The 24756-nt window shown below is 32.8% G+C and carries 23 protein-coding genes; 22 read left to right on the forward strand and 1 reads right to left on the reverse strand.

The genetic code is table 11. The features are described 5' to 3' along the window. Positions 1 to 35: 35 nt before the first annotated feature. From ACS5L2_RS05510 to ACS5L2_RS05605, 20 genes are all read left to right on the forward strand, one after another. On the forward strand, positions 36 to 1199 hold the full coding sequence (locus ACS5L2_RS05510) for an FprA family A-type flavoprotein (protein ID WP_459201027.1): 1164 nt from the start codon (positions 36 to 38) through the stop codon (positions 1197 to 1199). 25 nt (positions 1200 to 1224) lie between these two features. Further along, a complete protein-coding gene (gene cutA, locus ACS5L2_RS05515) occupies positions 1225 to 1539 on the forward strand; it encodes a divalent cation tolerance protein CutA (protein WP_459202620.1) in 315 nt (104 codons plus the stop codon). Between the two features lie 124 nt (positions 1540 to 1663). Next, complete coding sequence (locus tag ACS5L2_RS05520) at positions 1664 to 1876, forward strand: heavy-metal-associated domain-containing protein (RefSeq protein WP_459201028.1); 213 nt, start codon at positions 1664 to 1666, stop codon at positions 1874 to 1876. A 38-nt stretch (positions 1877 to 1914) separates the two neighbouring features. Beyond that, positions 1915 to 4080 carry a heavy metal translocating P-type ATPase gene (locus ACS5L2_RS05525; protein ID WP_459201029.1) on the forward strand — a complete coding sequence of 722 codons (2166 nt, stop codon included), beginning with the start codon at positions 1915 to 1917 and terminating at the stop codon, positions 4078 to 4080. A gap of 153 nt (positions 4081 to 4233) precedes the next feature. After that, a complete protein-coding gene (locus ACS5L2_RS05530; RefSeq protein WP_459201030.1) occupies positions 4234 to 4827 on the forward strand; it encodes a flavodoxin family protein in 594 nt (197 codons plus the stop codon). A gap of 2 nt (positions 4828 to 4829) precedes the next feature. Next, positions 4830 to 5384 (forward strand): archaeoflavoprotein AfpA, encoded by a 555-nt coding sequence (gene afpA, locus ACS5L2_RS05535; protein ID WP_459201031.1) that lies wholly within the window; start codon positions 4830 to 4832, stop codon positions 5382 to 5384. Continuing rightward, a complete protein-coding gene (locus tag ACS5L2_RS05540) occupies positions 5385 to 6131 on the forward strand; it encodes an ABC transporter ATP-binding protein (protein ID WP_459201032.1) in 747 nt (248 codons plus the stop codon). Continuing rightward, complete coding sequence (locus tag ACS5L2_RS05545; RefSeq protein WP_459201033.1) at positions 6101 to 7327, forward strand: SufB/SufD family protein; 1227 nt, start codon at positions 6101 to 6103, stop codon at positions 7325 to 7327. Before ACS5L2_RS05540 ends, ACS5L2_RS05545 begins: the two co-directional genes overlap by 31 nt. A 186-nt stretch (positions 7328 to 7513) precedes the next feature. Further along, entirely contained in the window at positions 7514 to 9109 is a 1596-nt protein-coding gene (locus tag ACS5L2_RS05550) for a hypothetical protein (protein ID WP_459201034.1), read from the forward strand. 375 nt (positions 9110 to 9484) lie between these two features. Beyond that, complete coding sequence (locus tag ACS5L2_RS05555) at positions 9485 to 10177, forward strand: glycosyltransferase family 2 protein (RefSeq protein ID WP_119721107.1); 693 nt, start codon at positions 9485 to 9487, stop codon at positions 10175 to 10177. 12 nt (positions 10178 to 10189) lie between these two features. Beyond that, complete coding sequence (gene pssA, locus ACS5L2_RS05560) at positions 10190 to 10804, forward strand: CDP-diacylglycerol--serine O-phosphatidyltransferase (RefSeq protein WP_459201035.1); 615 nt, start codon at positions 10190 to 10192, stop codon at positions 10802 to 10804. A gap of 130 nt (positions 10805 to 10934) precedes the next feature. Then, positions 10935 to 11585, forward strand: coding sequence for a peroxiredoxin (locus ACS5L2_RS05565; RefSeq protein WP_459201036.1), 651 nt, complete (start codon positions 10935 to 10937; stop codon positions 11583 to 11585). 153 nt (positions 11586 to 11738) lie between these two features. Next, a complete protein-coding gene (locus ACS5L2_RS05570; RefSeq protein WP_459201037.1) occupies positions 11739 to 12824 on the forward strand; it encodes a methyltransferase family protein in 1086 nt (361 codons plus the stop codon). 257 nt (positions 12825 to 13081) lie between these two features. Further along, a complete protein-coding gene (locus ACS5L2_RS05575) occupies positions 13082 to 14221 on the forward strand; it encodes an iron ABC transporter substrate-binding protein (RefSeq protein WP_459201038.1) in 1140 nt (379 codons plus the stop codon). A 276-nt stretch (positions 14222 to 14497) separates the two neighbouring features. Beyond that, on the forward strand, positions 14498 to 15622 hold the full coding sequence (locus tag ACS5L2_RS05580; protein WP_459201039.1) for an iron ABC transporter substrate-binding protein: 1125 nt from the start codon (positions 14498 to 14500) through the stop codon (positions 15620 to 15622). A 119-nt stretch (positions 15623 to 15741) separates the two neighbouring features. Beyond that, the gene (locus tag ACS5L2_RS05585) at positions 15742 to 16863 is read left to right on the forward strand and encodes an iron ABC transporter substrate-binding protein (RefSeq protein ID WP_459201040.1); all 1122 of its coding nucleotides are present in this window, start codon (positions 15742 to 15744) and stop codon (positions 16861 to 16863) included. Between the two features lie 154 nt (positions 16864 to 17017). Then, a complete protein-coding gene (locus ACS5L2_RS05590; protein WP_459201041.1) occupies positions 17018 to 18145 on the forward strand; it encodes an iron ABC transporter substrate-binding protein in 1128 nt (375 codons plus the stop codon). 251 nt (positions 18146 to 18396) lie between these two features. Beyond that, a complete protein-coding gene (locus ACS5L2_RS05595; RefSeq protein WP_459201042.1) occupies positions 18397 to 19530 on the forward strand; it encodes an iron ABC transporter substrate-binding protein in 1134 nt (377 codons plus the stop codon). A 110-nt stretch (positions 19531 to 19640) separates the two neighbouring features. Then, positions 19641 to 20687, forward strand: coding sequence for a FecCD family ABC transporter permease (locus ACS5L2_RS05600; protein ID WP_459201043.1), 1047 nt, complete (start codon positions 19641 to 19643; stop codon positions 20685 to 20687). A 17-nt stretch (positions 20688 to 20704) separates the two neighbouring features. Then, a complete protein-coding gene (locus tag ACS5L2_RS05605; protein WP_459201044.1) occupies positions 20705 to 21466 on the forward strand; it encodes an ABC transporter ATP-binding protein in 762 nt (253 codons plus the stop codon). On the opposite strand, the gene ACS5L2_RS05610 is transcribed toward ACS5L2_RS05605, so the two are convergent. Beyond that, positions 21467 to 21994, reverse strand: a complete 528-nt coding sequence (locus tag ACS5L2_RS05610; RefSeq protein WP_459201045.1) for a GNAT family N-acetyltransferase — start codon at positions 21992 to 21994, stop codon at positions 21467 to 21469. A 117-nt stretch (positions 21995 to 22111) separates the two neighbouring features. Here ACS5L2_RS05610 and hycI point away from each other — a divergent pair, with 117 nt between their 5' ends. Together hycI and lonB are read left to right on the forward strand one after the other, a co-directional pair. After that, on the forward strand, positions 22112 to 22651 hold the full coding sequence (gene hycI, locus ACS5L2_RS05615) for a hydrogenase maturation peptidase HycI (protein WP_459201046.1): 540 nt from the start codon (positions 22112 to 22114) through the stop codon (positions 22649 to 22651). 13 nt (positions 22652 to 22664) lie between these two features. Continuing rightward, positions 22665 to 24740, forward strand: a complete 2076-nt coding sequence (gene lonB / locus ACS5L2_RS05620) for an ATP-dependent protease LonB (protein ID WP_459201047.1) — start codon at positions 22665 to 22667, stop codon at positions 24738 to 24740. Positions 24741 to 24756 lie beyond the last annotated feature (16 nt).

The following is a 24756-nucleotide window of genomic DNA, read 5'->3' on the forward strand; positions in this document are numbered from 1 at the left end:
ATTTACTTTTATTTAACTTTTTTTAGGTGTGTTTTATGGCAGTTACTTTAAAAGATGACATCTACTGGGTGGGGGCAATCGACTGGAACATTCGTGAATTTCACGGCTATGAAACTAAAGATGGTTCCAGTTACAATTCGTACCTTATTAAAGACGAAAAAATTGTTTTGATAGATACTGTAAAAAAATATCTTTTTGATGAATTTTACATGAGAATTAAAAATGTAGTTGACCCTGAAAAAATAGACTACATCGTTGTAAACCACGTTGAAATGGACCACAGCGGTTCTTTAGAAAAAATCATGGAAATTTCAAAAGCTAAAATTATAACTACTGAAAAAGGAAAAGAAAACCTTGAATTACACTACAATACCAAAGATTGGGAATATATAATCGTTGATTCGGGAGATTCTGTTAATATTGGAAAAAGAAATTTAACATTTGTAAAAACCCCAATGCTTCACTGGCCTGACAATATGGTAACATACTGTCCTGAAGATAAAATACTCTTTTCAAATGATGCATTTGGTCAGCACATCGCTTCAAGTGAAAGGTTTGATTTTGAAATTGACTGTCCATTAGATTATGCAAAAGAGTACTTTGCAAATATACTCCTCCCATACAGGACCCTTATCCCAAACGCGGTTAAAACGGTTGATACTCTTGAAACAGATTTAATCTGCCCATCTCACGGAATTATATGGAAAGAAAATATTCAAGAAATTAAAGAAAAATACCTTGAATTTGCATCAAACAACGTTACTAATAAAGCTGTTATTGTATACGACACCATGTACAGCTCAACTGAAAAAATCGGGCTTTCAATTGCGGAGGGTTTAATTAAAAACGGTGTTGAAGTTAAAGTATTTAAAATATCTAAAACTCCGGTAAGTAAAATAATTAAAGAAATTTTAGATGCAAAATACGTGCTTGTAGGTTCTCCAACGCTTAATATTAATTTGTACCCGGAAGTTGCTAAATTTTTAAAATACATGGAAGGATTAAAACCAAACAAAAAAATTGCAGCCGCTTTTGGCTCTTACGGTTGGGCAGAAAGTGCTACAAAACATATTAAAAATACTTTCAACATATTATCTTTTGACACCGTAAGTGACGAATGTTTAACATGTAGATTTATTCCCGATGAAAAACACCTTGAAAAATGCCGCGAATTTGGAAAAAAACTTGCAAAAATGTAAAAATGTAAATTGGGGGGATTAAGTGATGGATAAACCAGCACTTGTTTACACGACATTTCCAAACCTTGAAAATGCGAAATCTATCATTGATTATCTTTTAGAGAAAAAAATGATAGCCTGTGCAAATTTAAGAGAACACGAAGCACACTACCTTGAAGATGGCGACATTGTGGTAAAAACTGAAATTGGCGCAATATTAAAAACTACTGAAAGTAAGTGGGATTCATTGAAAGAAATAATAAATGAAATTCACCCACTTGAAACTCCAGTAATCATAAAAATAAACGTCGATGATTCAAATGACGAATTCAAAAACTGGATTTTAAATATAATCAAATAATTACTCTTTTTTAACGTTTTAACCGGACGAATATGCTAATCTCTATTTTACTTTTGATATACTATAGAAGTGATATATACCTGCACAATCATAATATTTTTAAGTAAATTTTATGGTGATTTAAATGGAATTAAAACTAAAGATAAGCGGAATGAGCTGTCAGATGTGCGTAAAAACTATTAAAAATCTTTTAAGTGAACTTGAAGGAATCATCAGCGTTGAGATTGACTTAAAAGCAGGAACTGGAATCGTAAATTACGATGAAAATATGTTAAATGAAGAAGAAATTTTAAAAAATGAAGCTTTTGAGCTGTACCATGCAGAAAAAATTAGTTAACTACATAATTAATCATTTGGGTAAAATTAGGGGTAATTATGGAAGTAAAGCTGAAAATTTCGGGAATGACCTGCGCAGTATGCGTAAAAACCATTGAAAAATCCATCTCAAAAATGGATGGTGTAAAAAGCATTACTGTAAATTTACTTGATGAAAGTGCAGTTATTAATTTTGACCAGAACACTGTAAGTATTGAAGATATTGGCATGAAAATCGAAAGGCTTGGTTATACTGTCGTTGGAATCGCAGACGAAGTTGAAGAGATGCCAAAAAACGAAGAAGAACTAAAAGAAAAGCTTAAAAAAATAATTTTTGGTGCAGTTTTTTCAATTGTACTATTTTCGATGATGTATCTTGAACTTCCATACAAGCCGTATTTAGCATTTTTAATCTCGATTCCACCGTTAATATACATTGCACTTCCAATTTTTAAAGCCGGAATTAATTCAATCAAAGTCAAGTCTTTAAATATGGATGTCATGTACGCTCTTGGAATGGGGGTTGCATACATATCAGCGCTACTCGTAACAATTGGTATTCTTCCAATGAACTTCATGTTTTATGATACAACAATCATGCTTGCAACACTTTTAACTCTTGGTAGATACTTAGAAGAGCGGGCTAAAGGCAGAACCTCTGAAGCAATTAAAAAATTAATAGGTTTACAGGCAAAAACTGCGAAAATAATTCGAAACGATAAAGAACTTGAAGTTCCGATTGAAGACGTGGTTCTTGGGGATATTGTAGTAATTCGCCCAGGGGAAAAAATTGCAGTTGATGGAACTGTTTTTGAGGGTGTTTCTTACGTTGATGAATCAATGATTACTGGTGAACCCATCCCAAATCCTAAGAAAAAAGGAGATTCTGTAATTGGCGGAACAATAAATAAAAATGGGATTTTGAAAATAACCGCAGAAAAGATTGGAAAGGATACGGTACTATCCCAAATAATCCAGCTTGTTAAAAATGCCCAGATTTCAAAACCAGATATTCAAAATTTAGCCGATAAAGCAGTTTCTTACTTTATCCCTGCAGTATTCACCATTGCACTTCTTTCATCGATATACTGGTTTTTTAACGGGGGAATTCTACTTGCGGTAACCACATTTATTTCTGTAATGGTAATTGCGTGCCCTTGCGCCCTTGGACTTGCAACCCCAACTGCAATCACGGTTGGAATTGGAAGAGGGGCTGAACTTGGTATTTTAATTAAAGACAGCAAAGTATTTGATGTTGCAGGAAACCTCAAATGTATGATTTTTGACAAAACCGGAACAATAACAAAAGGAAACCCCGAAGTTGATGAAATAATTTCAGAGTCTAAAGAAGAAATTTTATTTACTGCAGGTTCCCTTGAAAAAAATTCTGAACACCCTCTTGCCATTGCAGTTGTTAAAAAAGCGGCTGAATTAAATATTTCACTTTCTGAACCTGAAAATTTTGAATCAATAAGTGGAATGGGAATTTCTGGTACGTTGAACGGTAAAAAAGTATTTGTTGGAAACAGGCGCCTCATGGATACATATGACATTAAAATAACTGATTTCGAAAAAGAAATATCATTATTAGAAGAAAAAGCAAAAACCGTGATAATTGTTGCAGTTGAAGATAAAATTACCGGAATAATTGCTGTTTCTGATAAAATAAAAGAAAATGCGAAAACCACAATTCAAAATTTACGTGAAATGGGTATTGAATCCTACATGATTACAGGGGACAACGAAAAAGCTGCTAAAGTTATCGGAAAAGAAGTTGGCATTTTAGAAAATCATGTATTTTCAAATGTTTTACCTGAAAAAAAGGCGGAAATTGTTAAATCAATTAAAGAAAATGTAAGGGGTTACGTTGAATTTATTGGTGATGGAATAAATGATGCTCCTGCCCTTTCTACCGCCGATGTTGGAATTGCAGTTGGAAGCGGAACCGATATTGCAATTGAAAGCGGTGAAGTTGTTTTAATGAATGATGATTTAAATTACGTTACAGGATTTGTAAAATTGAGTAAAAGGGTGTTAAAACAAATAAAATTGAATCTGTTCTGGGCTTTTGCGTATAACTCGATTTTAATTCCTGTTGCTGCAGGCGCCCTTTATTCGTATAATATCAGATTTGAGCCCGAACTTGCAGCGTTTGCAATGACATTGAGTTCATTAACGATTATTGGATTATCCCTACTTTTAAAAAGATACAACCCAGTTAAATAATAAAATTGGCATAAGCCCAAAATAGTCCCAAATTTACATTTTAAAAACAGAACGAATACAAAAAGATAAATTATATGTAAATATATTAACTTGTATGGATTTAAATTATTATTAACATATTATCTTAATATTTGCGAATTAACGGGTGTTTTTATGAAAATCCTTGGAATATCTGGAAGTCCGAGAAAAGAAGGAACGCACTTTGCTGTAAATTACGCGCTTGATTATTTAAAAGAAAAGGGATTTGAGACCAAATACATTTCAGTTTTTCAAAAAAAGATTGAATTTTGCATACACTGCGATTACTGCTTAAGAACTAAGGAAGGCTGTGTTCACAAAGACAGTATGCAGGAAATCTATGACGGTCTAAAATGGGCTGATGCGGTTATATTGGGAAGTCCTTGCTACAACGGAACTGTTTCCGGACAGCTAAAAACCATAATGGATAGATGTAGAGCCATTTTTGCAGAAGATATAGATGTTTTAAGGAATAAATATGGAATGGCACTTTCTGTTGGTGGAGATCGAAACGGGGGCCAGGAAGTTGTATTAAAAACTATTCATGACTTCTACATATTGAATGGAGTAATTCCAGTAAGTGGAGGTTCTTTTGGTTCTAACCTTGGAGCTACGTTTTGGTCACAGGACAATGGCAAAAAAGGAGTGGAAGAGGATTCAGAAGGAATTAGAACTCTTAAAAGAACTCTTAAAAAATTTTACAATTGTTTAAATGAGAAGGGTGAATAAAAATGGTTAAAATAGCTTGGGGTATTACGGGTTGCGGTGACAAAATCGAAGAAATCGTTGAAATGCTTGTTGAATTAAAAAATGAACATGACAACTTCGATGTAGATATCTACTACTCAAAAAGTGCTGAAATGGTACTTAACTGGTATAAATTAATGGGAAAATTAAAAGATACGTTTTATAATACTCGAAAAGAAGTAAATTCAAATTCTCCATTCTTGCCAGGAATGTTACAAACTGGAAAATACGATCTGTTCTTAGTTGCACCTGTAACTGCAAATAGTGTTGCAAAAATAGCACACGGGGTTGCTGACACTTTAATTACAAATTCCGTTGCGCAAGGGGCAAAGGCAATGGTTCCAACATATATCTACCCTCCAGACAATAAAAAAGAAGAGATAGAAACAATTCTTCCCGGAGGCAAAACACTAAAACTATATATTAGAGATACAGATGTAGAAAATGTCAATATTCTTAAGAAAATGCAGAGCATTACGGTATTAGAAACTGTGGATGAGATTAGAGAGGTACTTTTAAAACATATTAAAGGTGATTAAATGCTGCAGATTGAAGACTTATCGGTTAAAGTGGGTGACAAAGAAATCTTAAAAGATATTCACCTTTATATCCAAAAAGGAGAAACTCACGTATTATTTGGACCTAACGGGGCCGGAAAATCCACACTATTAAATACCATACTTGGAAATCCAAAATACAACGTTGTACGAGGAAGTATTTACTTTAAAGGAAAAGATATAACGGACATGCCAATGCACGAGCGAGCACAGCTTGGAATTGGTATCTCTTACCAATCACCGCCTGCAATTTCGGGCGTAAGGCTTGAAACAATGATAAACGCCATTTCAAAAAGAAGTGACGAAGAAATGGAAGAAATGGCTAAAAGATTAAATATAAGACATTTCTACCAGAGGGACTTAAATGTTGGTTTTTCAGGCGGGGAAGTTAAAAGGTCTGAACTATTACAGATTTTTGCACAGAACCCTGATCTCGTGATGTTTGATGAACCAGATAGCGGTGTTGACGTTGAAAACGTGGAGCTTCTCGGTGGAATTATCAACCATTTACTCGATAAGGATAAAAAACCAAGTGAAAGAAATAAATCAGGACTTATCATAACTCACCTTGGATATATCTTAAATTTCATGGAAGTTGATAAAGCCCATGTCCTGTTAGATGGAGTAATTGCCTGTTCAGGAACGCCTGATGAAATTTTAAATGAAATCATTAAAAATGGATACGAGAGGTGTGTTTCATGCTGTCAGAGAAAAAGTTGCAACAAGTAAGGGAAATGGCTGAAAAATATAAAGACGTTCCTGCGAAATTTGGAGAAGATATTGACTTAAGCATGTATCCTACACCAAAAGAAAATCTTTTGAAAGTAAATTCATTAAAAGATTTAAATGAAGACCACAAAAAAGCTCTTGCATACGTTGGAGTAGACGTTGAAGAAAAAAGCACTGTTGGTTCATATGTTCAGGTAAACAGTGATGCAATATACTCGAAAATGTATTCGGATATTATACTTATGCCGATTACTGAAGCGCTTGAAAAATATGAACTTGATGATTACTACTGGAGTGCCGTAGAGATGAGCGACAAATACGGCGCAAGAGTTGCAAAAGAACTTACAGAAGGATATTTTATTCGAGCACCAAAAGGCGTTAAAAAAACAATGCCTCTGCAAACATGTATGTTGATAGGTAGTGAAGAAGTATCCCAAAACGTCCACAACATTATTATCGTGGAAGAAGGAGCAGAATTAAACTTAATTACTGGATGTACTACATCCCCACACATAAAATCAGGGCTTCACCTTGGAGTTTCTGAAATATACCTTGAAAAAAATGCAAAACTTACATTTACGATGATTCACAACTGGGGAGAAAACGTACACGTAAGACCAAGAACTGCAATAAAAATGGACGATGATTCGATATTTATAAACAATTACGTTACAATGATGCCGGTAAAATCTATCCAAAGCTACCCTACCGCATACTGTGAAGGAAAAAATGCTAAAGCAACGTTCCAGACAATCGTATACGGAAAAGGTAACTCAAACTTAGATATGGGCTCAAGAGTCATTCTTTCAGGCGAAAATTCCGCTGCAGACATGATTTCAAGAGTTATCGTTGTAGATAATGCAGAAGTTATTTCAAGAGGCCACCTTATAGGTGCAGAATCAAACGTCAAAGGACACCTCGAATGCAGGGGACTGATTTTATCAAATAACGGACACATTTTAGCAGTTCCAGAACTTGAAGCTGAAAGAACCGACCTTGAATTATCACACGAAGCTGCAGTTGGAAAAATTGCAGAAGACCAGATTCAATATTTAATGTCAAGAGGATTGAGCGAAGACGAAGCGTCTTCTTTGATAATTAAAGGATTCTTAAGTGTTGATATATCAGGACTTCCACCAGAACTTGCAAAATCTGTTAAAGAAATGATGGATATGACACTCGAAAATGCAATGTAAAATTCATATTTCTCTTTTTTTAAATGTTTAAATTGTAACAGTTTACGAAATTTTAAAAAAGATAGAAACTGTTGAAGAAATTTATAAATAATATAGTTTTAATTTGTGTGTTTAAAAGCGGTTGATTTGTTATTTAAGATTGATTTATATTTATTTAGTGGGGAAAAATAAATTAAAGGTGGGGAAATGGAAAAAACGAATAATTTTATTAATGACTATATTAAAACATCTTGGAACACATTTTTTAAAAAAGAATTATCAGAATATTCTCTAATATCTTTAATATTATCTTTTATAACACTCATATTTTTTAAAAATACATTTTTAGATAATTTTGGTTCAATTCTCGGAGTTTTCGCAACTGTTTTATCAATTGTTATATCTACAACATTTATTGTAATTCAGTTAGCTTCGAACACTTATGGTTCAGATATCTGGAAATTGTATTCTGAAAATGACCATATTAAATTTTATCTTTTTATACTTTCAATTTCTTTAATTTTGGGTATTTTACTAATATTTGGGCAGTCTACGCAGGACTATGTTAATTTATTAAACATAAGTGTATTTTTAAATTCTTTTTTAATTAATTGGAATTGGAGGTTTAATGATTATAGCTTGATTTTAATGATATTGGGTTTTATTGAATCATTTATACTATTTTTTAGCATATTACTGGTTCCAAAATATTTTTTTAACTTAATGAGTACATTAAAGCCTGAAAATATTTTAAAAAATATTCTAACATCAATAGATAAAAAAGAACTTAATTTATATAATAATTCAAAATCAAAATATGATTCAGCAGAAGAAATACAAACGTATTCTTTAGATATGATTACAAATATTTTTAAAGTGCTTGTAAAACAGGAACAGTACAAAACTGTAAAAAATTGTATGGATTTGTTATCTGAAAAGTATCTTGAAGAATTATTTAAAAAATACGAATATTCTGAATTAAACGGATTTTTAAATTATTATTCATTACTAATTAGAAATATAGGCGTTAAAAAACACCCGTATGAAGTAGATACAGAAATTAAAATTTCAGCAATAACTTCATTAGAAACAATTGCAATGCGTATGATTGGAAACGATAAAAATGCTTGGAATCAGATGATATTTATCCCCGAAATTGTAGTTTCGAAAATTCATAATTACAACCCCGATGAAGTTTTAGAAGACCCATATATATTTCAAGAATGTTCTTTAAATAACGTCATAACTACCGCAATAGATTCTTTGGAACATATTACGATACAGCTCTTAACATCTGCTTTTAAAGGGTCAGAAGAGGCAAAAAGTAGAATTCCGTATCTATTTAAAAATTTAGCATATATGGCAATTCGTATATTCGATAAAATTGCTGAAGAATCGAAAAATCAAAACAATTTAATCTGGTTATGTTCCGACTTACCCCCTAAAATAATAAATGTACTAAATGAAAACTCCTTTGAGTATATTGAAAAATCAACGGATGAAAACGAAGTTAGTTTCTTAATAAATTCGCTTATTGATTCATATTCTCGAATAATATTTAATAAAAATTATAATCTTGAATTAGATTCTAAATTAATCTTTGAAGAAGAACATAAATTAATGGCTGAATCGATATATCGTTTAATAAATTTGCATGAATTTGAAAATTATATTCAATATATCAAAAATAAAGAAGAATTAATTAAAATTCTTTCTGATGAATATTTTAAAAAATGGATTTCTGAAAACAAATATGAAAATAGGGTTGAAGAAATTAAAATGATACTTTCTGATTCAAAATAATTTCTAAATTCAATATATTTTTTATTAATTTTAATTTGATTTTGTGAAATAATTTATTTTTTTGTCGTGTCTGTATCATGAATTGACTTTTTAAATGGTTTATTTCGTTTTAAAAATTTTAAAATAATGTCTTTTTTGAATCGTGTTCATAAGTTTTAGTTTTTCTTCGTTTTGGAAGTAAACTTCGGTTCTATACAATCTACTGCCTGCGGTATATTTTAATACAAACTTTATATATAGTATGGTAAACGTCGAATTCTACGTAATAGTACCATGATACGAGGTATAGGATTTATATAATAACTTTTTTTATATATAACCAGCTTAAATATAGATAATATTTAAATTTAAATATTCGAGCAATTATGGGATAGTATGGAAAAAAATGATATTTTTATTGTAATTCCGGCATATAATGAAGAAAAAATGATTAAAAATACATTAATCAATTTAAAAAGTCACGGTTATGAAAATATCATTGTAATTGACGATGGAAGCAGGGACGAGACGTCAAACATCGCAATTTCAGAAAATGTAATTGTCTGCAAGCACATCATCAACAGGGGACTTGGTGGAGCACTGAAAACCGGTTTAAAATGTGCGGTAAAATATAATCCAAAAGTAATAGTAACATTTGATGCAGACGGCCAGCACGACCCGGAAGACATTATTAAAGTTTCAAAACCAATAATTGACGGGGATTTTGATGTCGTTGTTGGAAGCAGGCTTATTGATGAAAATGAATTAAAAAATATGCCATTTATTAAAAAAATAGGAAACTGGGGATTAAATTTTATAACATACTTGATGGGAGGACGAATGGTTACTGACAGTCAGGGGGGTCTTCGGGCTTTTTCATATAATGCTGCAGAAATCGTTTCAAAACAGCTCAAAAGCAATAGATATGAAGTATCATCAGAATTTATAGTTCTTTTCGAAAAAAATAACTTGAAATTTAAAGAAGTACCGATAAAAACGATTTACACCGAATATTCGATGGCAAGAGGAACGAATGTCATCACGGGCTTTAAAATTCTCTTCAAATTATTAATTCAAAAACTAATTTAACGGCGATAATCCATGTTCAAGATTAGAAACATAATCACGATTTCAGATTATGTAACGGTTATAAACATTATTTTTGGAATGCTTGCAATATTACTCCACGATTTTCGTTTTGTTTACATTTCAATCGTGTTTGATGCACTCGATGGGATTGTTGCAAGAAAAACAAACACTGTCTCAGATTTTGGCGCAGAACTTGACAGCATTTGCGATGTTGTAAGTTTTGGTGTTGCTCCAGCATATTTAATTTATTATTACTTTGATTCAACTGCCGTAATTTTTGCATCGATTGTATTTTTAATAGGGGGCGCATTAAGACTTGCAAGATTTGGAATACTTGACGTGAAACACTTTATCGGGCTTCCAATTCCTGCCGCTGCATTATTTTTATGCATTCTAACACAGGTGTCTTTAAAATATGGTTTTGGTTCAGAATATTTTATTTCGATTGTTGCAGTAATTTCCGGACTTCTCATGATAAGCGATATTAACTATCCAAAATACCCAAAAAAACCACTATTATTGATTTTTGGTATTTCGATACTGCTTTCGATGTTCAACATTACAGAACCGCTTGCAGCCTGCGCAGTTTTATACGTGCTCTACGGAATACTTAAAATGAAAATGTAAAAAATTATGGAATTAATAATACTATGACAATTATAACAATTTAAGCATGTCCTGAAATATTTCAAAACTTATATATTATTCAAACAACGAATTTTATTTTGTACTTTTTAAAAAATCTTGAGGGGATAATATGGTAGTAATCGGAGAAAAATTTCCGGATGTTGAAGTTACAACCACTCACGGGAAGTTAAAGTTACCCGAACATTTCATAGAATCTGGGAAATGGTTTGTTTTGTTCAGCCACCCTGGAGACTTCACTCCAGTATGTACAACTGAGTTTGTCGCATTTCAAAAAAGATACGACCAGTTTAGAGCATTGAATACAGAATTAATTGGTTTGAGTATCGATCAAGTATTCAGCCACATAAAATGGGTAGAATGGATAAAAGAAAAATTAGACGTTGACATCGAATTTCCAATAATTGCTGATGATAGGGGAGCATTATCAGAAAAACTTGGAATGATAAGCCCGTATAAGGGAAACAATACCGTTAGAGCAGTATTTGTGGTTGATGCCACTGGAACAATACGCGCAATAATTTACTACCCTCAAGAAGTTGGTAGAAATATGGATGAAATTGTAAGGCTTGTAAAAGCACTGCAAACTGCGGATAAAGGGTATGCAACGCCTGCAAACTGGCCAAACAACGACTTTTTAAATGAAAAAGTAATTGTTCCACCTGCAAACAATATGGACACTCGAAAAAAACGACTTGAAGCCTGTAAAAGCGGGGAACTTGAAGGATACGACTGGTGGTTCTGCTACACCGATTTAAAATAATTCTTTTTTATTTTTTTAATCTATATTTTTATTTTTTTAAGTCATAAACCTTAACTTCAAATATCAGTATTATTTTTATAAAATTTGTATGAATAATTATATATATTTGTTTTAAATTATTTTTAAAAATCTATAGTTAAACGGGTGATTCTTTTGAATAGTAAAAAATATCAAAATTCATTTCCACTTCCCTCCGAAAGCCCTGAAAAAATCGATAAAATAATGAGTGAAACCTATTTTGGAGCTCAGAAATTCTACTTGTTAAAAACTGCAATCGAATTAAAAATATTTGATTATTTAACGGACTCAAAAACTTCTGAAGAAATAGCCGCAAATTTAAACCTTGACCCAATTTTAACTGAATTAATGTTAAAATCACTCTATGAACTTGGAATTATTTCGATAGCCTCAAAAAATGGCGAAACTCACTACATCAATACATATGGAAGTGATAATTACTTAAAAACAGATTCAACATATTCAAAAAGCCCTTCAATTTCTGCTTCTTTTAATAGCATTGACAGGTGGACAAATTTATCCGAAATAATGAACGGTTCTAAAAATGAAGTAATGGAAAACGTGTTTTTCCCAGAGATAATCAAAAGAATGGCAAATGACTGCAAATGCTGGGAGCTTCAAAAAACTGTTGAATATGTGTCCAAATTTTCAGAATTTAAAACAGCGAAAAAACTTCTCGACGTTGCAGGAGGCCACGGGCTCTATGCAATAAGCCTTGGAATGTTGAATGAAAATTTAGAAGCGTTTGTTTTTGATTTACCTGACGTTACTCTTGAAACTAAAAAATTCATAGAAAAATACGATGCTAAAAACGTTGATACAATAAGTGGAAACTTCTTTAAAGAAGAGCTTGGAGAAAACTACGACGTAGTTTTTAGTTCATATAATCCTGGCGGAAAAAACCCAAAAGTCGCTGAAAAAGTATATCGAGCCCTGAATTTAGGGGGAATATTCGTTACAAAACAAGCATTTCCAAAATTATCCGCACAGAGTACCTCGGATAACCTGAATAATATGGAATGGAATTTTAACAGCTTTAACAGCACCGGAAAAGGAATTATAAGGTATACCTTTGAAACAGACCTTACTTTTGAAGAATATATTTCATATCTTGAAAAATTAGGGTTTGAAATACTTGAAACAAAACCTGTTTATGAATTAACTGAATTTAAGGAAGAACTGTTTCCAAACATGATCATCGTTGCGAAAAAAATTAAATAATTCTTTTTTAATTTTTAAAACGTTTTTTTACTTTTGACTGCTTTTTTAATTTTTAAAATCTTCTAACTCGGTTAATTCATTTAATTTTAACCCTATTACAATCAAAATATAAAACAAAAATATTTCGTATTACCTCTTTTGAATAGTAATTATTACAGGTTGCCTTTTTATACATTAATTAATCTATATATATTACTTATTCATTATCCTGAACAGGTAATAAAATTTATAAACTGTGTATATACTCGGGTGAAAAAGTGTATAAAAATGGAATTTTGGCAATTATCGTGTCACTGATGATTGCAGTTAGTTTTTCAGGCTGTGTTGACAATACTGCCCAAAACTCAGGCGAAACTGTAACTACTGTCGAAATTGTAGATATGGCTGGAAGAACTGTTGAAATTCCAGAAACCGTTGAAAAAATCGTTTGTAGTGGTCCAGGTGCCCTGAGACTTGTTACATATCTTCAGGCAGTCGACATGGTTGCAGGAGTTGAATCATGTGAACAGACCGAAACAGAAGGTTCCGATATGTTATATTCCATGACCAAGCCTTACACAATTGCAAATGCCGATTACTTTAAAACGCTACCTACAATAGGAACAAAGTTCGTTGATGGACTAAACTGTGAAAATGTAATCAACGTAAATCCAGATGTTATAATACTTTCAATGTCAACAGCAGCAGTTGCAGACGATATTCAAACAAAAACCGGAACTCCTGTTGTAGTCATAAATTACGGTGAATTTGAATCGTTTAAAGATGAAAACATTGTAGACTCATTAACCCTGCTTGGTAAAGTATTAAATAAAGAAGAACGGGCACATGAAGTGGTTGATTTCCTTGCAGATGCTGAAAATGACATAAAAAATAGGATTAAAAATGTTTCAGACAGCGATAAACCTTCGGTATACGTTGGAGGTCTTAATGCAGGCAAAGGACTTCAAGGTATTGAAAGCACATCTGGTTTATACGCCCCATTTGAAGTACTAAATGCTAAAAATGTTGCTAAAAGTCTTGAATCAAAAAAACAGTTGTTTGTAAACAAAGAACAGATTATTGAATGGAATCCCGACGTAATCTTTATCGATGTTGGAAGATATGACTATATAAAAGAAGACTACCATAAAAACCCAGATTACTACAATTCACTAAACGCGTTTAAAAACGGTAATGTTTACACAACTTACCGGTACAAATCATACATGATCGACATTGGTACAGTGCTATCAAACACTTACTACATCAGTACAGTGTTGTACCCAGAAGAATTCTCAGATGTAAATCCAGAAGAAAAAGCTGATGAAATATATACATTTTTAGTTGGAAAACCTGTTTACAGCGTACTTTCAAATAATTATCCCGGTTTTCAAAATATCGACTTTTCAAATCAATAAGTAAAAATAATTTTTCTTTTTTTTTGTAGGCCAAAATACAAATTTACAACTTTTTCATAACTTCTTAAACAAAGCTTTTAAATCGTTTTATCATGTTTTTTTACCATTTTTTTGTCATTTTAAACATTTATTTTTAATTAAAATTTGGCTATGCCACTTAAAAAATTATAACCAAATATGAATAAAAATAGAAAATTATATCTATAATTATTACCTTTTAATTAAAAGTATGATAAATATCGTATTTTTAAATTATTAATAATATCGGGTGAAATTTTGAAAAAAATAGGGGTTTTATCAGCCTTGATTTCATTGATGATTGCACTCAGCTTTTCAGGCTGTGTTGACAACACTGCCGAATCATCAGGTGAAGTTGCTAAAACTGTTGAAATTGTAGATATGGTTGGAAGAACTGTTGAAGTTCCTGCAGACATCCAAAGGATTGTATGTTCTGGACCAGGATGTCTTAGACTCGTAACTTATGTCCAAGCACAGGACAAAGTTGTCGGTGTTGAATCTATTGAACAGGATAATAGCACGGGAAGACCATACCAACTTGCAAATGTTAAATTTTTTAAAACATTACCTATGACTGGAGCAGGTGGTGGAAAAGAAATCGGTGTTGGACCTTACCCTGAGCAAGTTATAAGTGCAACTCCAGAAGTTATTTTTATTACGTATATGGACGCAGATAGGGCTAACGACCTTCAAAAACAATATGGAATTCCTGTTGTAGTCTTAAATTATGGTGATGTTAACTCATTCCATGATGAAAATTTCGTTGCATGTTTAAATTTACTTGGAACTCTCCTCCAAAAAGAAGACAGGGCTCAAGAAGTAATCGATTTCTTTAGAGATGCTGAAAACGACCTTTTAACAAGAACTGAAAATATTGCAGATAAAGATAAACCTTCAGTATACATTGGAGGACTCTGCAACAAAGGTGCTCACGGAATTGACAGTACATCAAGTAACTACGCTCCTTTCGCTGCATTAAATGCAGATAACGTTGCTAGTTCCTTGGGCGTAGAAAAATCGATATTTATAAGTAAAGAACAGCTTTTAGAATGGAATCCAGATATTATATTCATTGATACTGGAAGCTATGAACTCATAAAAGAAGACTACGATAAAAATTCAGAATACTATGAATCTCTTGGTGCATTTAAAAATGGAAACGTGTACACGCAGTTCCCATACAACTTCTACACTACAAACTACGGTACTGCATTAGCTGATGCTTACTATATTGGAAAAGTAGTATACCCTGAACAGTTTGCTGATATCAATATAGAAGAAAAGGCTGATGAAATATACGAATTCTTAGTTGGCGAGGCTGTTTACGATAAAATGGCTGAAAGCTACTGCGGATTTGAAAATATTGACTTTTCAAACCAATAATTTCTTTTTTCTGTTTTTATTCATTAAATAAATTTTATTATTTTTTAGTAATACTATATCTAAAAATATATGTAACAATAATACTACATTTTTTGAAAGATATTAATTCAGGTGGTATGTTGAATAAAAAAATAATATCCATAGTAATAGCACTCATGATGTCGCTTGTTGTTGCATTTTCAGGCTGTATTGGAAGCAACGATTCAGGCACGCAACAGGTAGCTGAAAATGTAGAAATCATAGATATGGTTGGAAGAACTGTTGAAGTTCCAGCGAACGTTGAAAAAATCGTTTGTTCTGGCCCAGGATGCCTTAGATTAATTTCATATATCAACGCAACTGAAAAATTAGTTGGAATTGAAAGTTTTGAAAATACAAACCTCGTTGGAAGACCTTACAGGCTTGCACACCCCGAATTTTCAGAACTTACTGTAATTGGAAACGGTGGACCGCAAGACATTAACGTTGGACCGGATCCTGAAAAGGTATTAAACGTAATGCCAGAAGTCATTTTTATAACATACATGGATGCAGACAACGCTGATGAACTACAAGAAAAAACGGGAATTCCGGTTGTAGTTTTAAGCTACGGCGCACTTGGAAACTTCAAAAATAACGCACTTTTTGATTCACTGACACTTTCCGGAAAAATCCTTGGAAAAGAAAAAAGAGCAGAAGAAGTAATATCGTTTATATCGGGTATTCAGGACGACCTTGATAAAAGAACTGCCGATATACCAGATACTAAAAAACCAACAGTTTATGTTGGAGCAATAGGCAATAAAGGAATTCACGGAATTGACAGCACTGAAGGAGCATACCCTCCATTTGAATCATTAAATACCGAAAATATTGCAAAAACTGCGTCAACTGAACATTTATTCATAAGTAAAGAGCAGTTAATTGACTGGAACCCTGAATTTATCTTTATTGATAAAGGTGGAATTTCAATAGTATCTGATGACTACGAAAAAAACCCCGACTATTATAACTCACTCGATGCATTTAAAAATGGAAATGTTTACGGTATTTTACCATTTAACTATTATACAACAAACATTGACACTGCAATGGCAGATTCATACTACATCGGGTCAGTTCTATACCCTGAGGCATTTTCAGATGTAAATCCCGAAGAAAAAGCTGACGAAATATATGAATATTTAGTTGGAAAAAGAGTTTACTCTGAAATGACTGAAATGTTTGGCGGATTTGAAAATTTAGACATTTCAAATCAATAATTTCTCTTTTTTTATTTTTTTATGATTATTACATCGCGGTTTTGTATTTTTAATATTATTTATTTTAAATTTTTATTAAGATATACTAAAAAATAGAAAATTATATGTAGTAATATCATTATCTTTAAAAATATTACAAAACTCAGGTGGTATTTTGTATAAAAAAATAGGCACGTTAATCATTGCTTCTTTGATGATTTTAACAGTTGCAATCTGTGGCTGTACTGAATCCACAGGTGGCAATACAGTAACTAATGAAGAAATAACTACAATTACAGTTGTTGATGCTGCTGGAAGAACCGTTGAAGTTCCACAAAATCCAGAAAAAATAATTGCACTAAGTTGTGCTTTAAGGGAAGTCGTTTACCTTCAATCACAAGATAAAGTTGTAGGTATCGAATTTAGAGAAGCTGCAAAAAGAACTGATGGAACTTTCCCTTCAGGTTTAGAACTACCATATCTTGCCGCATATCCCGAATTAATGAATTTAACTGTTGTTAACGCAGGTAATACTGTTAACGTTGAAGAAATTGCAAAACTTCAACCTGACGTGATATTTGTTGGAACTTCAGGTGCAGGTAGTGCAGAAGACATTCAAGAGAAAACAGGAATTCCTGTTGTCATTGTTTATGGTGCTACAGTTGGAACTGAAGCCCAGAACGAAAAGTACTATGAAACTTTACGGTTAATGGGTAAAGTTTTAGGAAAAGAAGAAAGAGCTGAAGAATTAATCTCAATAATCGAAGAATATGAAACTGATCTCGCCAATAGGGTAGCAAACATTCCCGATGAAGAAAGACCTACTGTTTACATTGCAGGAAGACCCTACATGGGAGTTCACGGCCTTGATGGAACTGACCCACACTGGCCTTCATTTGAACTATTGAATGTTAATAACGTAGCTTCAGAAGTATCCGATGTCAGTGAAGGAATTACAATAAACAAAGAACAGGTCATTGAATGGAATCCAGAATACATTTTCGTAAGTGAAGCTTCGATGAACCTAATAAAAGAAGATTTAAACGATCCTGCGTACCAAGGATTGAATGCAGTTCAAAATGGAAATATCTACGGAGTTATACCATACTGCTGGTATGGATTTAATAAAGGTACTGGAATTGCAAACGCTTATTTCGTTGGTAAAACCATATACCCAGAACAATTTTCAGATATCGATCCAGAAGCAAAAGCTGATGAGATATACGAAAAATTCCTTGGAAAACCAATTTATTCAACAATAGAAAGCCAGTTTGGTGGATACACTAAATTAGACCTTTCTTAATTTTCATTTTTCGTTTTACTATTCTTTAAATACTATTTAGTGTATTTTCAAAGATTTTTAATATTTTAACTTTTTTGAAGGATTTTTAAGAAATTTAAAAAATATCATGTATTATATCGTATTTTTTTATTTGTAATTTGTAATAGTTACATTTTTACAAATTAAGTAATTTATTTATATTACATGTTCATTTAATTCTAAAAATATAATAAAAAAATTATATGTAATACCAAATCGATACTGGTGAAAAAGTGTATAAAAATGGAATTTTGGCAATTATCGTGTCACTGATGATTGCAGTTAGTTTTTCAGGCTGTGTTGACAATACTGCCCAAAACTCAGACGAAACTGTAACTACTGTCGAAATTGTAGATATGGCTGGAAGAACTGTTGAAGTTCCAGAAACCATTGAAAAAATCGTTTGTAGTGGTCCCGGTGCCCTGAGACTTGTTACATATCTTCAGGCAGTCGACATGGTTGCAGGAGTTGAATCATGTGAACAGGCAGATATAACTAATACGGGCCAACAATACGCCATGGCTAAACCTTACACAATTGCAAATGTTGATTATTTTAAAACGTTACCTGCAATCGGTACACAGTTTGTTGATGGACTAAATTGTGAAAATATCGTTAACGTAAATCCAGATGTTATAATACTTTCAATGTCAACAGCAGCAGTTGCAGATGACATTCAGACAAAAACGGGAATTCCGGTTGTAGTTTTAAATTATGATGAATTCGAATCGTTTACCGATGCTGATCTTGTGGATCCGCTCATGTTCCTTGGTAAAGTGTTAAATAAAGAAAAAAGAGCACAAGAAGTAGTAGACTTCTTTGCAGATGCTGAAAATGATATAACAAATAGAATTAAAGATGTATCCGATAGCGAAAAACCTACCGTATATATGGGGGGGCTTAACGCTGCCAAAGGATCTCACGGTATAGAAAGTACATCAAGTGCATTTGCTCCATTTAACGTTTTAAAAGCTAAAAATGTTGCAAGCGCTCTTGAAGAAAAAAAACAATTGTTCATAAACAAAGAACAGCTTTTAGAATGGAATCCTGACATAATTTTTATAGACATTGCAGGATACCCATTAATAAAAGAAGACTATGAAAAAAACCCAGAATATTACAATTCATTTAATGCATTTGAAAACGGTGACATTTACTTAACTTACAGGTACAAGTCATACATGGTAGACTACGGCACTGTACTTGCAAATACTTACTACATTGGTACAGTACTATATCCCGAACAGTTTTCAGATATCGATCCAGAAGCAAAAGCTGATGAGATATACGAATTTTTAGTTGGAAAAGCGGTTTATGAGGATATGTCTAAAAATTTTAAAGGATTTACTAAAGCAGACTTTTCCTAATCTTTATTTATTATTTTTTTAAAAAATTTATTTTTAGATAATATCAAATACTTATTTATATGTTAAAGTAATACTTATCTGATAAGCGTATTACTAATCCTGGGGATATTGTGGAAAGTACCATTAAAAATTACAAAACTTATACTTTAAAAAAGCTAATATTTGGAGCCATATTAATTTTAGCACTGATAATAATTTCTATATATGCAATCTGTACTGGAGACTTCCAGTTATCAATTAATCAAATTATAAATTCGATTCTTGGTTCAGGAGATGCTTCTTCAAACCTTGTTATATGGAATATCCGACTTCCAAGGATTTTCGCTGCAATACTCTGTGGAATTGGGTTATCCGTTTCTGGAGCAGTGATGCAGTGCGTTTTGAGAAACCCGCTTGCATCCCCGTTTACCATGGGGATTTCTCATGGAGCAATGTTTGGAGCATGCGTTGCAATAATCGCGCTTGGAATAGGTGGTGCTGAAAGTACCGGGCACATTGCAATAAACAATCCATATTCAATATCAGTATTTGCATTCTTTGGATCACTGCTTGGTGTTTGTGCAGTACTGCTTCTTGCTAGGTTGAAGGGATTAAGCCCTGAAGCAATGATTCTTGCAGGTGTTGCAATATCTTCACTATTTACTGCTGCAACAACACTCATACAGTACTTTGCAGACGATATGCAGTTAGCTGCAATGGTTTACTGGTCTTTTGGAGACCTTGGAAGGCCGCTCTGGCCAGAAGTAAAAATTATGGCGCTTGTAACAGCAATTTCACTTATCTACTTTATATATAAAAGATGGGACTACAACGCTCTTGAAAGTGGTGAAGAAACCGCAAAATCTCTTGGTGTAAACACTGACAAAATAAGATTGTCAGGAATGCTTGTTGCATCTCTCGTAACATCTGTCTGTGTTGCATTCCTTGGAATCATCGGATTTGTTGGATTGATATGCCCCCACATAGTTAGAATAACTGTTGGCGGAGATTACAGGTATTTAATTCCATTGTGCAGTATTTTTGGTGCAGTATTAGTCCTTTTAGCAGATACAATTGCACGAACAATAATTTCCCCGATAATCCTTCCAGTAGGGATATTAACATCATTTTTGGGAGCTCCGATGTTTCTATACCTGTTAATGAAGATGTATAAATAAATAGTTCTGGTGAAAACATGATAGTTTCAGTAGATGGAGTTGAATTCAAATACAAAAGTACTGAAATACTAAAAGATGTTAAATTCGAAGTAAATAAAGGAGAAGTCGTTTCGATCCTTGGAATAAACGGGGCTGGAAAGTCAACCCTTATAAAATGTATAAACAAAATTTTGCCACCAAAAAAAGGAACCATAACTGTCGAAAATTTAGATGTAAATAAGATGGATAGACTCGATTTAGCAAAGAAAGTAGGCTACGTTCCACAGAGGTCTGATGGAAACTACATGACCGTATTTGATGCACTGCTTTTGGGAAGAAAACCCCACATAAAGTGGGAAATCTCAAAAAAAGATATTGACATTACAGAACGAATATTAAAATTACTCGACCTTGAAAAATATGCTCTTAGAAATACAAATGAATTAAGCGGTGGAGAGCTTCAAAAGGTAATAATTGGACGAGCCCTTGTTCAGGAACCAAAATTAATACTTCTTGATGAGCCAACAAACAATCTTGACTTGAAAAACCAGCTCGAAGTTATGAGGATACTAAAAGATGTATCAATTTCTCAAAACATCACCTCGATAATTGTGATGCACGATATAAACCTTGCACTTAGATATTCGGACAAATTCTTGATGCTAAAAGATGGAAAAATCTTTGCAGAAGGCGGAACGGAAATAATCAATTCAAAAAATATCATGGAAGTATACGGGGTAAACACTTACGTTCACGAACTAAACGGATATTTAACCATAGTTCCCGAAGAAAGTTATTAATTAAATATATTTTCTCATTACAATTCCATCTGAACAATATTCATCTTCAAAAAAATTTTTTATTCTGTATGCCTCTTTAAAACCAATTTTTTCATAGAGCTTGAGTGCAGGCCCCCAGTTTACTGAAACCGTTAAAATAATGCTCGAAATTTTGTATTTTTTTGAAATCATTTCAATTAATTGATTGAAAAGTAAACTTCCATATCCTTTTTTTCTGTGCTCTTTTAAAACCCCAATTGACGAGATGTAAAGTTCAGACCCGTTAATATTATGCACATTTTTAATATCGTGATCTAAATCAAACATTTTTTCATCAATGTCTTTAAAATATTCCCAGATTTCAGACGAAATATATCCAGAAACTTTTGACTCAACTTCTAACACTAAAAAACCATCCTGAAATGTGGATATCCTGTTTAAAAAAACGTCTCTACTTTCAGAAATGCCTTCAATAAATGAATCATATTCTATGTTCATTATGTCATCGATGTCATTTTTTGTAGCGTTTCTGATAACTATTTTTTCCAAAAAAACACCCCAAATCAGATTATTTTCAAAACAAAACGCAGTTTTTATATAGTACTGTAATCAAGTATCTACTATATATAGAAGAGATAAACCCCTTGAATACAATTGGTGAGATTTTTGGAAAGTATCCAAAACACTATAAAATCATTTATCAATAACAGCAGCAAAATTGCCATACTTGGTATTGGAAACTATTTAAAAAGCGATGATGGATTTGGCGTTTATGTCATTGAATCCATAGTTAAAAATTACTCTAAAACACACGAAAATTTATCGCTTGAAAAAGAAGTAAATTCGATAGATAACAGGTTAACCATAATAAATTGTGGTGTAGTTCCGGAAAATTTCACAGACGTGATTAAAAAAGAAAATCCTGATAAAATTATAATGGTTGATGCCGCACTGATGCATCAGCACCCAGGAACTTTGAGAATTGTAGAAAGCGATGAAATCTCGGAAACCGGATTTTCGACTCACGCACTTCCGCTATCAATAATAATTAAATATCTCAAAACTTATATTGATACCGAAATATTAATTGTAGGAATAGAGCCAACAAATCTCGAATTTGGAGAACCCATATCAGGACTGTTAAAAGAAAAAGCAGATGAATTTTCAAAAATATTAATTGAAGAGATTGACTCTTTTTTATTATAAAACAAGGTGAATTATGTTTTCAGTACAATTTAAAACGACTGATGAATTACCAGAACCCTCCCCTAATCTGATAAATCAGGTTATCGGACAGGATGAAGCGGTCAAAATAGTATTGAGTGCTGTAAAAAATAAAAGACATGCATTACTACTTGGAGACCCAGGTGTTGGTAAATCCATGATGGTAAAAGCTTTCGGTCAGCTTTTGGAACATTCAAGTGATTTTAAACCGTACTCCTTAATTGCAAGACCGAACATGAAAAACTCGGAAAAACCGATAGTCGATTTAATCGAAGGACGAATGATAGAAGAAACAATTCAGATGGAAAATCCTAAATTAATGAGACAGCCTCCAAGCATATTTACACTTTTACTTGGAATCATCGTCTCATCACTTGTGTTAAGCTACATATTAAATGGATTATCCGATCCCTCATCTAAATTTGCAGTAATTGCTGCAATATCTGTAATTGGTTCCCTTTTAGTATTTTTAATACTATTTCTAAATATATTTGGAGCTACAAAAGCTTCCATGCCAAATACAGTTAGCCCTGCGGATATAAAACCAGTTGTGCTTTATGAATGCAAAAAAAGACCGCTTGTTAGAGCAAGTGCATACAACACGACAAAATTACTTGGAGATATTAAACACTGTCCATTGGGCGGAAAACCCCCAATTGGAACACCCCCTCACAAACGAGTAATTCTTGGTGCAATACACGAAGCACACAAAGGTATCCTCTATGTTGATGAAATTAAAACCATGCCTGTTGAAGTTCAGGACTATATTTTAACTGCACTTCAAGATAAACAGCTTGCGATCAGCGGTAGAAATCCAAATTCCAGCGGGGCTTCAGTTGAGACCAACCCGATACCATGCGACCTTACACTGATAATGTCTGGAAACATGGACGATGCAAGCAACTTGAGAGCACCACTGCTTGACAGGATCGACTACAAAGTCGTTTTAAAAAATAAAATGGAAAATAACCAAGAAAACAGGGATAAATTACTCCAGTTTATTGTTCAAGAACTCAAAAACAATAATTTAAGACCTATGACTTATGAAGCATGCTGTGAAATCGTCAGAATGGCACAGCTTCTCTCAGGGTCTAAAAATAAACTTACATTAAGATTAAGGCAGCTTTCAAACATTATAAAAATGGCAAACGACATTGCAACAGGTAAAGACCTTTCAGAAAGCATTGAAGAAATGTCTGAAGAAGTAAAACCAGAAACTCCAAAACCTGTTTCAAAACCTGAAGAAAAGAAAAATACTCAAAAAATCAGGGCTGTTGTTGGAAAGTTAAAACCTAAAAAAACTGAAGAAGTTAAAAAAGAAGTAAAAATTGTTTCAAAAGCTCCTGTTCTTGAAAAAGACGACAGGGTAATTGAACTTGACCATATCAATGAAATTGTAAACACTGGAATATACAGCATGTCAAAACAGGTTGCAATCGATTATTTGAAAAATTTCAAGAGATACAAAAATATCGTTTCAAATGACGAGCCCAAAATTGGAGTAATTCACGGACTCGCAGTTTTAGGTGCAGATGGACTTGGAGATGTTACAAAAATCATTACAAAGATTGTAAAATCAAAACATCCAAGAACAAACCTGTTAAACATTAGTGGAGACCTTGCAAAACACAGCATTACCTTAGCATCGGCACTCTCTAAAAAACTTGTTTCAGATGGAACTTTGAGTATTGCAAAAGCTAAAGGAGGCCTTTCAAAAGAAGACCTTGATTTAGCTGAACATGAAATATATATCCAGTTCAGCCAGTCATATTCAAAAATTGATGGAGATTCTGCAACTGCGGCTGCATGTCTTAGCATAATCTCGGCATTACTAAATATTCCATTAAAACAGGACTTCTGCATCACTGGAAGCCTTGATTTAAACGGAGAAATTCTTGCAATCGGCGGTGTTAACGAAAAAATAAATGCTGCTAAGGAATACGGATTTAAAAGAGTAATCATTCCACAGTCAAACTTTGACGATGTTATAGACCCTGAAGGAATCGAAGTAATTGCAGTTACCCGGCTTGAGGAAATAATTCCTTTGGCATTTGAATTAAATAATGAATAATATAACTTAAAATTAT

The sequence above is a fragment of the Methanococcus mangrovi genome (genome assembly GCF_054506835.1).

Coding starts and splice junctions, on each gene's coding strand:
- ACS5L2_RS05545 (WP_459201033.1), top strand. CDS start 6,101: ATGCTGTCAGAGAAAAAGTTGCAACAAGTAAGGGAAATGGCTGAAAAA.
- ACS5L2_RS05565 (WP_459201036.1), top strand. CDS start 10,935: ATGGTAGTAATCGGAGAAAAATTTCCGGATGTTGAAGTTACAACCACT.
- ACS5L2_RS05540 (WP_459201032.1), top strand. CDS start 5,385: ATGCTGCAGATTGAAGACTTATCGGTTAAAGTGGGTGACAAAGAAATC.
- ACS5L2_RS05605 (WP_459201044.1), top strand. CDS start 20,705: ATGATAGTTTCAGTAGATGGAGTTGAATTCAAATACAAAAGTACTGAA.
- ACS5L2_RS05510 (WP_459201027.1), top strand. CDS start 36: ATGGCAGTTACTTTAAAAGATGACATCTACTGGGTGGGGGCAATCGAC.
- cutA (WP_459202620.1), top strand. CDS start 1,225: ATGGATAAACCAGCACTTGTTTACACGACATTTCCAAACCTTGAAAAT.
- lonB (WP_459201047.1), top strand. CDS start 22,665: ATGTTTTCAGTACAATTTAAAACGACTGATGAATTACCAGAACCCTCC.
- ACS5L2_RS05550 (WP_459201034.1), top strand. CDS start 7,514: ATGGAAAAAACGAATAATTTTATTAATGACTATATTAAAACATCTTGG.
- ACS5L2_RS05520 (WP_459201028.1), top strand. CDS start 1,664: ATGGAATTAAAACTAAAGATAAGCGGAATGAGCTGTCAGATGTGCGTA.
- ACS5L2_RS05525 (WP_459201029.1), top strand. CDS start 1,915: ATGGAAGTAAAGCTGAAAATTTCGGGAATGACCTGCGCAGTATGCGTA.
- pssA (WP_459201035.1), top strand. CDS start 10,190: ATGTTCAAGATTAGAAACATAATCACGATTTCAGATTATGTAACGGTT.
- afpA (WP_459201031.1), top strand. CDS start 4,830: ATGGTTAAAATAGCTTGGGGTATTACGGGTTGCGGTGACAAAATCGAA.
- ACS5L2_RS05530 (WP_459201030.1), top strand. CDS start 4,234: ATGAAAATCCTTGGAATATCTGGAAGTCCGAGAAAAGAAGGAACGCAC.
- ACS5L2_RS05555 (WP_119721107.1), top strand. CDS start 9,485: ATGGAAAAAAATGATATTTTTATTGTAATTCCGGCATATAATGAAGAA.